The sequence below is a fragment of the Mycoplasmopsis citelli genome (assembly GCF_900660645.1).
GTDB lineage: Bacteria > Bacillota_I > Bacilli_A > Mycoplasmatales > Metamycoplasmataceae > Mycoplasmopsis > Mycoplasmopsis citelli.
Genome location: NZ_LR215036.1, coordinates 701,663 through 716,014 on the forward strand (window position 1 = coordinate 701,663; position 14,352 = coordinate 716,014).

Here is a 14,352-nt window from a genome sequence, read left to right on the forward strand (position 1 = left end):
TTAGATTAATTATTTTCCTTGTTTTCTGTAGATTGAACGCTTTGATTTAAATGAGCTAAAACACTATCTAATATATCTTTTGAAAATCCGCTATCTTTACCAAGCTGTTTATCAACTGAGGTTCCAATTCAAGCAATAACATCTTTTTTAGCATCATCATTGAGTAATCCTACTGAATCTGAAACTAGCTTTAATTCTGAAGATAAATCACCATTTTTAAGTTGATTATCTAATTGTTTATTAACTTCTTTAATTAAAATTTCTTTTTTAGCCTGTTCATTATTTGATTCAACGGCTTTTTTATATTCTGCGTTGTTTTTAATTAATTCTTCTTCGGCTTTTTTAATTTCTGGTGAATATGAACTGGTAAGTTCACTAACAGTTTTTCCTTCTGTAATTTTAGTTTTGGCTAAAATTTCAAGCGATTCTTTTCTTGAATCAGGATCATTAAGTAAATTAGCAAGTGGTTTAACAACATCTTCTTGAATTTGTTCTTTTTCTTCTTTAGTTAATTTACTGTAATCTTTATTTAAAGCTTCTGTAATTTTAGGATCAGTTACTAATTTTGATAATTTAGAAATATTTTTGAGTTGACTTAAGAAAATTGAAGGATTTTCACTTTGAAAAAAAGTCATAAACCCTATGCTAAATCTACTAAATCCGTCATTTTGTTTGTTTTTGGTTTGTAATGAAGCTGAAAGTGCAACTGCAGGAAGTACCATTAAGCTTCCAGTTCCAACTCCATATAAAACTCTTTTTCAAATTTTTGATTTTCTTGCATTTCTTAATACTTTAAATTTAGCAAGACAAATAATGGTAAAAATAATAAATGAAATACTATAAAGAGCAAAAAACACTGCTAAAGAAAAGTATATTGGAGCAAAATGTAATATTCTTTCAACTGCTTCTTGATAATCTTTATCCACATTTTTAAGGAATGTTTGTAAAATTGATGCTGAAATAGGTGCAGCGGCCATTCCAATAATCAAAGATATTCCAACAGTAATTAGGAATTTTCAGCGATAAAAAAATCCTCCAATAATTCCTGTTAAAATAATCCATAATGATGCACTTGCAAGAATACCAATTCCGGCACCACCATTTAAAAAGTTAATAATCTGATCTAAGATCTTAGTTCCTTGTTCATTCATGTTTAAATTAAAATTGTTCTCCTATTTGGTTTTTTTCATGGATCTTTTTTATTGATTCGATCAATAAAAAGTTTTCCTTGAAGATGATCTAACTCATGTTGAAAAATAATAGCTAAATATCCCGTTAAATCAAAGGTATAAATGCCTTGTTTGGTGTAACTATAAGCTTGGACTGTGATTTTGTTGCTTCGAGGTACATAACCTTCTTGATTTGGTCACTCTTCAGGAACTGATAAGCATCCTTCTCCTTGAGATAAAGCAACTAATTGATCGCTTTTACGCACAATTTTAGGATTAAATAAAACATCTTTAAAAACTGCATTTCCATTTTTGTCTGGTAAATAAACATAAAAAACGTTTTTTAAAACTCCATATTGCACCGCTGCAACTCCAACCCCAGCTCTAAATTCACTTCCTTCTTTTTGAGAATCGTCAATGTGATAAATCATTTTTTCTGCTAATTGAATATCTTCTTCACTTAATGGAAGTGGTACATCAATTGATTTTTTACGCAAAACTTCATCAGGCAAATTGACAATTTTTACATCAAATTTTTTCATATGTTTAATTTTACTAAAAAAGGGATTTTTATCCCTTAGTTTCTGATTTATTTTGCTACCTTAATAAGTTTGCAATTTCTCTTTGTAATATTTGAACTAATTGCTCAAGTTCACTAACAGTTTGTTTATCAAAACGTGCAATAACTGGTGCATCAATATCAAGTACTCCAAATAATTGTTCATCCACAATAATAGGAATAACAACTTCACTTTTTGAATTAATATCACAAACAATATGATCTTCAAAACTATTTACATCATCTACTACAACGGTTTTTCTAGTTGTAGCGGCATGCCCACAAACTCCTCGATTAAATTCAATACTTGAACAAGCAACTTTTCCTTGAAAAGCATGCAAATATAAACAATTATCTTCATTAACATAAAAGCCTGCTCAATTTAAATTTGCATATTTTTCTCAAATATATGCTGAAGTGTTGGCTAAGATGCTATAAATTTTCTTCTCTCCAGCAATTAAGTTTTGATAATCTTTCATAAATTATTCCTTATTTTTTTGAATTAATTTTTCAGCCTCAGATAGTTTAACTGAGAAAAAGCTTGTAACTCCCCGATTTTGCATTGTTGCACCAAATAAATGATCAACTCTAGACATAGTTCCATGACGGTGAGTAATAACAATAAATTGAGTTTGTTTTTTGAGTTCTTGTAAGTAATTGGCATATCTCACTACATTTGATTCATCAAGAGCAGCTTCAACTTCATCTAAAATACAAAGTGGTAGTGGGCGAGCTTTTAAAATCGCAAATAATAACGAAATAGCAATTAATGACTTTTCTCCACCTGAGAAAAGTTTTAAATTTTTAACACTTTTACCAGGTGGTTGTGCATAAATAGAAATTCCGCTTTCTAAAATATCGCTTGGATTGACAAATTTAACTTCAGCACTTCCACCACCAAACATTGATCTAAAAACATTTTCAAACTCCACATTTACATCATTAACAATATTAGTTAAACGAGTAATAATGATTTTATCAAGCTCTGCAATTGCGTTTAAAACTGTTTCTTTAGCTTCTTCTAACTCATTTCGATTAGTTACATATATATTGTATTTTTCTTCTACTTCTTCAAGTTGAGCAATTGAATCTAAATTGACATTTCCTAATGCACTAATTTCTTGCTTAAGTTCGGTAATTACTTCTAAAGCTTTTTCTGCAGGGATTTCTAATTTATAATTTGCTGATGCGTTTTCTAAAGTTAGATTATAAAAGCTCGCTAGTCTTAAACGGTGTTGTGCTAAAGTATCTGCAGATTTTCGAGCATCATAAAGTTTTTTGCTAAATGATTCTGTAAGCTGACTAAATAACTTATTAGCTTCATTTCTCAGTTCATTTAATTGCTCAATTTCTGCATCAATTTTATGTTTTTGCTGTAAAAGGACGCTCAATTCAAATACATAATTTTTAAGTTCTAATTCAAGCTGATTAATTCGCTCGATAGTTGTATTAATAGTTTGTCCATTAATTTTTGATAAATCATCACCAATAATTGAAAACTCTGATTGGATTTTATCTAATTTTTGTTGAGTATGTTTGATTGAAATTTCTGATGCTGAAATTTCGTTTCCGTATGATGATACGTAATTTTGTAAATTAATGCTTTGATTTTTTAATTCTTCAATATCATTAAGATTTTTTCGCTCAAGAGCAATAATTCCCGGAATAAGATTTTCTAATTCTTTAATTTTATCTTCAAGTCCTAAAATATCATCACTTTCTTGTTTTGTTCCTCCAACCATTATTCCACCAGGACGAACAAGATCTCCATCTAAAGTTACAACTAAATATTTTTTATCTAGTATTTTTGAAATTTTGTTGGCTGAATCGATATTATTAACTACGACAGTATTCCCAAGTAAAAATTTATTTAAAATTTCATATTTTGGTTCAACTTTAACAAGTTCACTAGCAACACCAATAAAACCTAAATTATTTTTTGCAACAAGTAAATAATCATCTCTAATAAATTTTTCTTTAATTGAATTTAGCGGAATAAAGGTTGCTCTTCCACCGTTATTTACTTTTAAAAACTCAATAGCTTTAACTGCTGTTTCAGAATTATCCACTACAACATGCTGAATGCTTGAAGCAAGAATTGCTTCAACAGCAGTGGTATATTGTTTTTCAACTTTAAGTAAATCTCCAACAATTCCTTTTAATCCCTTAAAATTGTGCGAATTATCTAAAATTGTTCTAGTCCCTTTATAAAGATTGCTTCTACTTTCTTTTTTTGAGTTTAAAATTTTAATTTGAGTTTCAATTTCATGCTTTTTTCTGGTTAAATTGGTAATTTTTGTTTGTAAGTCATTAATAGCAACATTGACTTGGACCAATTTTTCTTGGGTTTGATGTTTTTTAGATTTTGTTTCTTCTTGGGTTTGATACAAATATTTTAATATTTGTTTTTGTTCAAGATAAGATTGTTGAAGCGCTTCTTTTTTTTCTTTTAAATCAACTTGCATTTCACCAGAAGCGATTAAATCTCTTCTTGCTGTTTCTTTACCATAAATAATTTTAAGTTCATTTAAACGACTTTCAGAAGCATTTTTCTTTGCTGAAAGCTCTGAAATTCTTTTATTTAAATCACCTTGTTCAACTTTTCTTTGGTTAATTTTTATGTTATATTCTTCGATTTTATTGCTGTAATCACTTTTAGTTTCTTCAACACCTTCAATATCGCTTTTTAATAATGAAACATGATCGTTTAATCTAACAATTTCTTCAGCTAAATAAGCAATTTCAACATTTTTTAACTGAGCAGTTTTTTCTTTATAAATTAAAGCCTTTTCCGCTTGTTTTTTAAGTGGTTCAAGTTGTTTTTCTAATTCACTAACATGTGCGCCAATAACTTTTAAAGATTCATCGGTTTTTTCTAATTTTCGAAGCGATTCGTTTTTTCTAAATTTATATTTTGAAACTCCTGCAGCTTCTTCAAAAATTCCTCTACGAGCTTCATCGCTTGCTTGAGCAATATCACTAACAGTTCCTTGTGAAATAATTGCAAGTGAGCTTTTTCCAATCCCAGTTTCCATCGCAATAGCTTTAATATCTTTATGGCGAGCAGCTTGTCCATTAATAAAATACTCATTTAAAGATTTATTTCGATCTAAAGAACGAGTAATTGAAATAGTTTCTCCCTCATATGAAGTAAGTCCATCTTTGTTTTCGAATGTTAAAGTTACAGTGGCTTTATCAAGAGGTTTTGTGGTTTTAGAACCAGCAAAAATTACGTCTTTCATTTCATCTCCACGTAATTCTTTTGCACTTTGTTCTCCTAAGACTCACTTAATGGCATCGTTAATGTTGCTTTTCCCCGAACCATTTGGACCCACAATTCCTGCAACTCCACCATCAAATCTTAAAATAACTGGATCGGCAAAAGACTTAAATCCGTGAGCTTCTATTTTAATTAATTTCATTTTTATCCTTTACTTAAGTTTATTTAAAGCATCTTGGGCTGCAATTTGCTCAGCTTCTTTTTTTGAATTCCCAATCCCTACACCAAAAACTTGTTTATCATAAATTACTTTAGCTATAAACTTTTTATCATCATATTGTGAAACACTATAAGTCACTCCATCTTTAGAAAAGCTTTGAATATATTCCTGTAATGTAGTTTTTGAATCTTTATTGCTTTGTGCATGAACTTTATCAATGACTGGAAAAATGTATTTTTCAAGAAATTTTTTAGCGACTTTTAATCCTTGGTCTAAATAGATCGCTCCAAGCATTGATTCAAAAACATCAGCTTTAACTTTTAATGATTTTTTAACATCACTTTCAGTTTGTTTTACTCCTGTTTTTAAAATATCAACCAGTCCTAATTTTTCAGATAATTCAGCTAAGGTCTCAGTTCTAACGGCAGTTGAACGAACTCGAGTTTGTTTTCCAGGTTCTAAATTTGTGTATTTGCGAAAAATATATTCACTTGATAAAAAATTTAAAATTGAATCTCCTAAAAACTCTAATTGTTCATAGCTATTTAGTCCTTTTTTTAAAGCAACATAAGAAGAGTGGGTAATTGCACAAAAATAAAGTTTGTGATTTTTTGGGTTAATTTCATGGAATTTTAAAAATTCTTCAAGTGTTTTGGCTTTTGTTATATTCATATTTAATTAATTTCTTTCACTATTTTATTTAATAAATCTTTTTTTAAAGCATCTTTAAGCTGATTTAAAGCTGAAAGATAACTTTTCTTATCACTTGATCCATGAGTTTTTAAAGCTAAACAATTAACCCCAAGTACTCAAGCACTTCCGACATTACGATAATCTAAAATTTTCATAACATCCTTAAAAGCATCTTTAACAAGTAAGCCACCAATTTTACGTTTTAAAGTTTTATTAATGCTTGATTTAAGTGAATCTATAAGAGTTAAAACTGCTCCTTCATAACTTTTAAGCACTAAATTTCCACCGTATCCATCAATAATAGCAACATCAAAATATCCTCGAAATAAATCCCTAGTTTCTTGAAAACCCAAATAATTAATATTTCTATTGTTTTTTAAATTTTCATGTGCTTCTTTTGTGGGAATTAGTCCTTTATAATCTTCAACTCCAATATTTAAAAGAGCTACTTTGGGAGTAGGTTCATTAAACATAGTTTTATAAAAAATCGATGCTAAAATGGCTCATTCTTCAAGTCATTGCGACTTTACATCTAAATTAGCTCCAACATCCAAAAAAACAAATTTTCTTCCATTAATAGCATTTGCAACAGGCATAAATGCCGGACGAGAAATTCCTTTTAAGCGACGAATTTTTAATGTTAATGCAGAAATATAACTTCCACTATCTCCTGAAGATAATAAACTTTGTACTGCACCACTTTCGTATAAATTAATAATTTCGTTCATTGAGGTATTTTCTTTTAAAGACTGTTTTAAATTTTTTGGATCACTCGGTACATTTGGATTATCAATTAATTTTATATTATCAGGTAAATTGTGGATATTTAACTTTTGAATATCTCCAACAAGCACAATTTTTGTATCTTTATTTGCAAGAGCAAATTCTTTAGCTGCCTCTAAAGCAGCTACAGGTCCATTATCATTTCCATTTATGTCAAATCCAATTGAATATTTATACATTTTAATCAACTCCTATTAAAAAATGATAATTGGGTTGGTTTCCTTCAAAAATTTCAACTTCAATGTCCCATTTTGAAGAGATATAATTAGAAACTTCTTCAGCATCTGAATAGCTTGAATCAACTCCATAAAAAATTGTTACAATTTCGCTTTTTTTATTAATCAATCTACTCATGATTTGTTTAGCTGCATTAATTGAACTTTGGGTTGAAGAAACAATTTTTCCATTTGCAATTCCTAGATAATCACCTTCTTTGATTTTAATTCCATTAATTTTTGCCGTTCTTACAGCAGTTGTAACTTCACCAGAATTAACTCCTTTAATTGCACTTTTAAGATTCAAAACATTATCTTTAACTTTATTTTTAGGATTATAATGTAAAAGTGCGGTTAACCCTTCAAGTTGAGTTTTTGTTGGAATAACAATTACATTGCAATTTTTAGTAGCTACAGCTGCTTGCTGAGCTACTAATGTTATATTTTTATTATTTGGCAAAATAAACACATTTTCTGCATTAACATGTTGAATTGCTTGAATTATTTCTTGTGCAGAAGGATTTTGAGATTGGCCACTTTCAATAACATGATCACAATTATTATCTTTCATTATTTTAATAATTCCACTTCCTAAATTACATGAAATAATTGCATTTTTTACTCTTTTGTTTTTTTCTTGAGCTTTTGCAAATTCTTCAGATTGAGCTTTGGAATTATTAGCCTGTAAGGTCATATTTTCTGATTTTATTTTAATAAATTCACCTTGTTTTTGTGAAATATTAAGCATGTCTCCAGGTCTTAATGCATGTCCATGAACTTTTAATAAATTATCATCTTGAACAACAACTAAAGAAGTGGCGACTTTTTCTAATTTTTTAATAAATTTTTCTTTATCAAAACTTTCTAAGTCATTAAGTTCAATTAAAAACTCAGTGCAATAACCAAATTCTCCATCATAAGTTTCTGTTTCAGAAATAAAATTTGCAATATCTTCACTTTTGTCACTTTTTTGAACAGGCTTTCCTAAAAAATACTCATTAATTCCTCATAAGATTTTATATAAACCTTCTGCTCCTGAATCAGTAACACCAACTTCTTTTAAAATTTTTAAAGAATTTGGTGTGTTATCACAACTTTTACGAGCAAAAATAACTGCATCTGCAAATAGATTCTCAATATCTTCGTTAGAATCACTATATTTTTCACTTAAATTTTCAGCAACTTCGCGAATAACACTTAAGATTGTCCCTTCTACTGGTTTATAAACAGCTTTATAAGCTCGTGCCGCCGCTCCTTTAAAAGCAAGTGTTAAATCATGAGTATTTAACGTTTCTTTATCAAAAACCCCTAAAGCAAAACCCTTAAAAATCTGACTTAAAATCACTCCCGAGTTACCACGAGCTTCATATAGCATATCATTTGCCACCTGTGCAAGGACTTCTGCAGTATTTTGGGTGGAAACTTTCATTAAATTAACAACTGCCCCACCAATAGTAGCAGCCATATTTGTTCCAGTATCTCCATCTGGAACTGGAAATACGTTTAAAGCATCAATTTGATTTTTTGTATTCAGTAGTGCATTAGCTCCTGAAAGCAGAGCTTGAGCAAGTTCTTTCCCATTAATATTTTTAGACATTTTTTACACCTCTGATAAAAATGGTTATATTGCTTATTTTTTCTTTTTGTTTTTCTAATTCGTAATTAATTTGACTATAAAGTTCTTCCATAAGAGGTTTAACTGAAATTGCATTTAAAACTTTAATGCTAGCAACAAAACTTCAACCATTAGGGGTTAAAAAAACTTCAACTCAATCCATAGGGTCTAATGACTCGTTTTGAATTTCTGAAGTTTGGGATTCTTGATTTGCTTGAATATTAACAATTCCAGGAACTGAAGATAATTTCAAAACAAAAAGTTTTTTCATTTGAAAAAGTTCCACGTTAGCCTCCTAATTTAAAAATTATAATTTTATTTATATTTTACATTTTTTTATCAATTTACGGGCTTATAAATAATTTAAGATGGATATAAATTTAATATAATTAAAAAATACTCATAAGGAGACCAAAATGGAGAATAAACTCACTGAACAAGAACAAATAAGAAGAAATAAATTACAAACTTATAAAGAATTAAATATCAATCCTTTTGCAAAAGCAAATGATTTAGAAAAATTAACTTATTCTGACCAAATAATTAATGAAAATTTAGAGTTTTCAAAAGAACAATTAGAAGAAAAATTAACAAAATACGCTATTACTGGTCGGATTTTAACTATGAGAGGTCCTTTTATTTTAGTTAAGGATTATCACGGAAAAATTCAAGTTTACTTTAATAAAAAAGCAAATGAAGAACTTGGAAAATTTGTTGCTACTTTTGATTTAGGGGACATTATTTATGTTGAAGGTGTGGCAATGAAAACTCACACTGGTGAAGTAACTTTAAAAGCAACTAATATTAAGTTACTTACTAAAGCACTCAAACCTCTTCCTGATAAATACCATGGTCTTGCTGATGTTGAAGAAAGATATCGTCATAGATATGTTGATTTAATTGTTAATGAAGAGAGTTTAAAAACTTTTTGAATTAGAAGCAAAATCATTAGTGCAATTCGTGATTATTTTGACAATCTTGAATACATGGAAGTTGAGACTCCTTTTTTGCATGATTATCTTTCTGGAGCTAGTGCTAAACCTTTCAAAACCTTTCATAATGCTCTTGATCAAGAGTTTATTTTACGAATTGCTACAGAAATTCCACTTAAAAAACTTTTAGTTGGTGGAGTTGATCGAGTTTATGAAATTGGAAGAATTTTTCGAAACGAAGGAATAGATACAACCCATAATCCTGAATTTACTTCAATAGAGTTTTATGAAGCTTACTCAAACTTAGAAGGAATGATGAATCGCACAGAAGAATTAATTAAAAGTATTGCTAAAAAACTTGGAAAAGAAAAAGTAATTAATAAAGGGGTGCAGATAAATTTAGATCAACCATTTCAAAGAATAAACATGGTTGATGCAGTTTCTCAAGCTACAGGGGTAGATTTTCGAAATATTGATTTTGCACAAGCAGTTCAAATAGCTCAAAAACACAAAATTAAAGTAGAAAAATTCTTTAAATTAGGTCATATTATCAACGAACTTTTTGAAGCTTTAATTGAAGAAACATTAATCCAACCAACTTTTGTAACTGGGCATCCAATTGAGATTTCTCCACTAACAGCAAAAAGCGAAGATCCACGTTTTACCGAAAGAGCAGAGTTATTTATTAACACTAAAGAATACGCAAATATGTACACTGAGCTTAGTGATCCAATAGATCAATTAAAACGTTTTGAAGATCAGTTAAATGAAAAAAATAGCGGAAATGATGAAGCTAGTGATATTGACTGAGACTTTGTCGAAGCTCTTGAATATGGATTCCCTCCAGCTGGTGGATGTGGAATTGGCATTGACCGTTTAACTATGCTTTTAACTGAAAAAGATTCAATTCGAGACGTTCTATTATTCCCTACTATGAAAAGAAAACACAATGCAAAATAAATATTTATTTGCTTTTGACTTAGATGGTACTTTATTAAAAAGAAACGGGACAATTGATCCTCTTACTCAACAAGCTCTTACATACAGTGAGCAAAAAGGACATTATAATGTGCTTGCAACCGGACGAGGAATTTTAAAAGTTAAACATTTAATTAAAAATAAAATAATTCAAAATATTCATTTTGCTGTGTGTTCAAATGGTTCGATAATTTGAGACGTAAATAACGATAAAATCAATATTTATGGAAAACTCTCAAAAGAAGTTTATTATAAAGTTAGAAAATATGCATTAGAACATGAATTATTATTAAATTTTGATACTGATGTTCTAAATGGTACATTAGTTGCTACTAAAAATCAAAATCAATATCCTACATGAATGACCGATGATGAGAAAAAACGCTTAAAAATCTTTAATCGATTAAAATTAGAACAGTGTGATGATCTTTCGAATTTAAATTCAACTAATCTTTTACAAATGTCATTAAAAAGTTCAACGGAGCTTTGACCAATAGTAACTAACAAGTTAAAAGAAGAACTTAAAGACCAAGCAATTGTTTGTTTAACTAATTTTAATTACACAGATATAAATCCAATTGGAATTTCTAAATATCAAGGAATTAAGAAGTTATTAGGAAATTTAAATTTATCTAAAGAGAATTTAATTGCATTTGGAGATAGTGGTAATGATTGCGAAATGTTACGAAATTCTCGTTTTGGTTTCTGTATGTCAAATGGAACTCCGGAAGCAAAAAATATAGCAAGTGAAATTATCGGAGATCACGAAAGTGATACTATAGGTAAAAAAATATTTGAATTAATAAACCAAACTAATTAAGAACAAACTTTACTAAGTTTGTTCTTTTTTCGTTTTTCATTGAATGAAAATAAATTGTAGTAAATGTGGAAAAAATATGGAACACCCCCTAAAAATGTATGTAAAAATCAACTTTTTACTTCTTATATATATATATATATATATATATATAATCATTTTGGATAGTTAGGAATTAACAATGAAATTTGCACTTTCTTTTTGTGCTGTTGATACATTTAAAGCACTAAAAATATTTGATAAATTAACAAAATTAGGTTTAAAGCACATTCATATGGATTTTATGGATGGAATTTTTGTTGAAAATTTTGGAGCTACTTTTGAACAAGCATCAGCTTTAATCAAAAGATATCCAAATGTTCATTTTGATGCTCATGTAATGACATCTGAACCAATAAAATTAGTAGATAAATTAATTCAAGTGGGATTTAAAACTATTTTTCTTCCTTCAAATTTAGTGGATTTTAATAAATTTCAGCAATTAGTGAGTAATTATCCAAATATATCATTTGGAATTATGCTAGAAGCTTTAAATAATCCCAATGATTTCAAAAATATTATTTTAGAATCACAAAAAATTCTTGTAATGACCATTGATAAAATCGGTGGAACTGGACAACCTTTAAATATTAACTTGCTTAGTAAAATCAAAGAAATAAAAAATATTAATTCGAATATTGAAATATATTCAGATGGTGGACTAAGAACTAATAATGCAATAGAATTTTCAAAAAATCATGTAGATGTTGCTGTTGGAGGATCGATAATTTTTTCATTTAAAGGTAATATTTCTATATTTTTTAATTGATGAAAGGATAATTTTAATGAATTTTCTAACTCTAACGACAATTATCTTAAGTAGTATTTTAGTTTTAATTCTTATTGCTGTTATTATTTGAAGAATTTATTTAAAAATTACTAAAAAAGTTATTTACAAAAGTAATAATATCGGACATACAACAAAAGACACTATCGATAAGCTAAGAATATTAAATTCATTAAATAATGCATTTGTTTTAAGTAATATTTTAGTTAAAAATCCTTTCTCTAAAAATAAATACACACTCTTTTCGGGAATTGTTATTTGTAAAAGCAAAATTTATGTTCTGAGTGATTTAATTAAAGATACTCAAAATAAAATTGAAATTAATGATAATGGAATATATGTTTTAAAAAATAAAAAATGAATAAAAAAGGATAAATGAGAAACTAATTGACTTAATCAAATGAGCGGATGATTAAATAGAAGATTTAAAAATAACTATGAAGTAGTGATTTTTATTGATGAGAATCTTAATTTAGAACAAATTGATAATCAAACTAGATATCGTTGTATGAATATAAATGAATTAAATGAAGAAATTTTAGAGAACAATGATCAAAATTTACATATCGAAAAAGTAATTGATATTTTTTTGAAAAACAACCTATTTAAGGGAAATTCTAACAAATAATGAATTTTAGTATTTACGGGTCTTTATTTTTGATTGTAATTTTACTAATTCAATTATTTGCATATTATGTTTATGGGTTTAATTTAAAAATAAAATATCAAAAAATAAAGATTCAGTATTATGAATCTGTTTTAACAAAAATAAAATCAGCACTTTCAAATAAATATAATTGTAACTTTAAAATATCTTTAAATACACATTTTTTTAAACAAAATTTTAATTCATCTAAAAAAGTGATTTATTTAAATGAACAATTTTTAGATTCAAATATTTATTCTCTTGTGAATATTGTTTTTTTATGAAAAATAACTCAATTTACACAAATTCAGGACCAAAAAATAGAATTATTTTTTAAAATAATTGGTCTAGTTTCGTTAACAGCTTCATGAATTTTGTTGATGTTTGGATTATGAATATTTTCAATTTTATTCTTGCTTATTTTTCTTTTTGTTATTGCAATTGATTATTTAATGAACTATAAAATTTATAAACATGTTTATATTCAAACTAAAAATTATTTAATTGAAAATTATCATAACCAACATTTGAATTTTATTTTAGCTTATTTAAAATACAAAAAATTCTACATCTTAAATAAGTATTTAACTTTTTATATTCAAATAATCTCCCAATCAGTTAAAGCTTTTAAAAATTGAGGTAAAGATGAATAATACAAAAGAACAAATGATTGAGCATCTAATTTATAAATATGAAATAAATGAAGAATATTTACATTCTTTATCTGAGGAACAAATTAAAAATTTGTATCAGCAAAAAGAACAAGAATCGTTGATTTTAGCTAAAAATCCAAACAAGTTTTTTTATTTAAAATCTCTTCCTGTACCTAAAGAAGTTAAAACCAAAACTTCAAGCAAAGCTGGTAAATGAATTTTTCTTGCATTTATAATAATGCTTATACTTTTGTTTACACTATTTATGTTAGTCGCATTTTTAAACAATTAAGGAGTTATAATGAAATTATTTGACCCACAATTAATGCAGTATATGGATAAAAAGGTGTCTTGAAAAGAAGCTATTCACCTTGGAGTAAATATGCTTGTTAAACAAAATAAAGCAACCCAAAAGTTAGAAGAAGAAATTTTGCTTTCAACTGAGAAATTTGGAGCTTATTATGTTCTTGAAAAAGGAATTGCTTTATTGCATGCTCCAGCTGGAGAATACTGCTTAAAAGCTGCTACTTCTACTTTAATTTTAAACGAAGAAATTATTTTTAACAACCAGCCTGATAAGGTAGCAAAAATTATTATTACTCTTTCAGCTCCAGATAATAACTCACATTTTGAGCTTATTTCAGAATTTGGAAATTATTTTATGAATCAAGAATTTAAGCAAAAAGCTTTAAATGTAAAGTCAAAACAAGAATTTTTAGATTTAATCACACAATTTGGAGAAAAATATGAACTTTAAGTGTGTTTGTGGATCAGGTCTTGGTTCATCTTTATTACTTGAGATGAATGTAAAAAGTGTTTTAGATTCACTTGGTGTTCAATATGAATCAGTTGAACATACTAACATCTCTTCTTTTGATAAAAAAGGAGTTGATTATGTAATTGTTGGAGCTGATGTAGCTCCGGTTTTAGATTTTCCTGCAGAAAAAATGGTAGTATTAACAAACATTTTATCTAAAGAAGAATTAACTACTAAATTAAAAAAATTATTAAATCTTAATTAGGAGA

Annotated in this window: 16 protein-coding genes; 8 read left to right on the top strand and 8 right to left on the bottom strand. The window is 27.7% G+C overall.

The window, feature by feature from the left end; genetic code table 4:
• Positions 1–5: 5 nt before the first annotated feature.
• Genes EXC58_RS02530 through EXC58_RS02565 form a run of 8 tightly spaced genes read right to left on the bottom strand, consistent with a single transcriptional unit; the run spans position 6 to position 8,760 of the window.
• Positions 6–1,151, bottom strand: coding sequence for an SWI/SNF complex subunit SWI3 (locus EXC58_RS02530; RefSeq protein ID WP_129725474.1), 1,146 nt, complete (start codon positions 1,149–1,151; stop codon positions 6–8).
• A gap of 2 nt (positions 1,152–1,153) precedes the next feature.
• Positions 1,154–1,711 carry a peptide deformylase gene (gene def, locus EXC58_RS02535; protein ID WP_165177538.1) on the bottom strand — a complete coding sequence of 186 codons (558 nt, stop codon included), beginning with the start codon at positions 1,709–1,711 and terminating at the stop codon, positions 1,154–1,156.
• A 55-nt stretch (positions 1,712–1,766) separates the two neighbouring features.
• Positions 1,767–2,207, bottom strand: coding sequence for a GAF domain-containing protein (locus EXC58_RS02540; RefSeq protein WP_129725476.1), 441 nt, complete (start codon positions 2,205–2,207; stop codon positions 1,767–1,769).
• A gap of 3 nt (positions 2,208–2,210) precedes the next feature.
• Positions 2,211–5,150 (bottom strand): AAA family ATPase, encoded by a 2,940-nt coding sequence (locus EXC58_RS02545; protein ID WP_129725477.1) that lies wholly within the window; start codon positions 5,148–5,150, stop codon positions 2,211–2,213.
• 9 nt (positions 5,151–5,159) lie between these two features.
• Positions 5,160–5,840, bottom strand: coding sequence for a ribonuclease III (gene rnc / locus EXC58_RS02550; protein ID WP_129725478.1), 681 nt, complete (start codon positions 5,838–5,840; stop codon positions 5,160–5,162).
• 2 nt (positions 5,841–5,842) lie between these two features.
• Positions 5,843–6,823 (bottom strand): phosphate acyltransferase PlsX, encoded by a 981-nt coding sequence (plsX, locus tag EXC58_RS02555; RefSeq protein WP_129725479.1) that lies wholly within the window; start codon positions 6,821–6,823, stop codon positions 5,843–5,845.
• A 1-nt stretch (position 6,824) separates the two neighbouring features.
• A complete protein-coding gene (locus EXC58_RS02560) occupies positions 6,825–8,456 on the bottom strand; it encodes a DAK2 domain-containing protein (protein WP_129725480.1) in 1,632 nt (543 codons plus the stop codon).
• Positions 8,449–8,760 (bottom strand): hypothetical protein, encoded by a 312-nt coding sequence (locus EXC58_RS02565; RefSeq protein ID WP_165177541.1) that lies wholly within the window; start codon positions 8,758–8,760, stop codon positions 8,449–8,451. The genes EXC58_RS02560 and EXC58_RS02565 overlap by 8 nt, the downstream gene beginning before the upstream one ends.
• 130 nt (positions 8,761–8,890) lie before the next feature.
• On the opposite strand from EXC58_RS02565, the gene lysS reads away from it, so the two are divergent.
• The 8 genes from lysS (at position 8,891) to EXC58_RS02605 (ending at position 14,348) form a co-directional block, all read left to right on the top strand.
• A complete protein-coding gene (gene lysS, locus EXC58_RS02570) occupies positions 8,891–10,366 on the top strand; it encodes a lysine--tRNA ligase (RefSeq protein ID WP_129725482.1) in 1,476 nt (491 codons plus the stop codon).
• Entirely contained in the window at positions 10,356–11,204 is an 849-nt protein-coding gene (locus EXC58_RS02575) for a Cof-type HAD-IIB family hydrolase (protein WP_129725483.1), read from the top strand. The genes lysS and EXC58_RS02575 overlap by 11 nt, the downstream gene beginning before the upstream one ends.
• Positions 11,205–11,382: 178 nt before the next feature.
• Complete coding sequence (locus tag EXC58_RS02580; RefSeq protein WP_129725484.1) at positions 11,383–12,063, top strand: beta/alpha barrel domain-containing protein; 681 nt, start codon at positions 11,383–11,385, stop codon at positions 12,061–12,063.
• Positions 12,026–12,655 (top strand): hypothetical protein, encoded by a 630-nt coding sequence (locus EXC58_RS02585; RefSeq protein ID WP_129725485.1) that lies wholly within the window; start codon positions 12,026–12,028, stop codon positions 12,653–12,655. The genes EXC58_RS02580 and EXC58_RS02585 overlap by 38 nt, the downstream gene beginning before the upstream one ends.
• A complete protein-coding gene (locus EXC58_RS02590) occupies positions 12,655–13,326 on the top strand; it encodes a hypothetical protein (protein ID WP_129725486.1) in 672 nt (223 codons plus the stop codon). Before EXC58_RS02585 ends, EXC58_RS02590 begins: the two co-directional genes overlap by 1 nt.
• Positions 13,319–13,618: a hypothetical protein gene (locus EXC58_RS02595; RefSeq protein WP_129725487.1), complete on the top strand. Its 300-nt coding sequence runs from the start codon at positions 13,319–13,321 to the stop codon at positions 13,616–13,618. The genes EXC58_RS02590 and EXC58_RS02595 overlap by 8 nt, the downstream gene beginning before the upstream one ends.
• Positions 13,619–13,627: 9 nt before the next feature.
• Complete coding sequence (locus EXC58_RS02600; protein ID WP_129725488.1) at positions 13,628–14,083, top strand: PTS sugar transporter subunit IIA; 456 nt, start codon at positions 13,628–13,630, stop codon at positions 14,081–14,083.
• Complete coding sequence (locus EXC58_RS02605; RefSeq protein ID WP_129725489.1) at positions 14,073–14,348, top strand: PTS sugar transporter subunit IIB; 276 nt, start codon at positions 14,073–14,075, stop codon at positions 14,346–14,348. The genes EXC58_RS02600 and EXC58_RS02605 overlap by 11 nt, the downstream gene beginning before the upstream one ends.
• Positions 14,349–14,352: the final 4 nt, after the last annotated feature.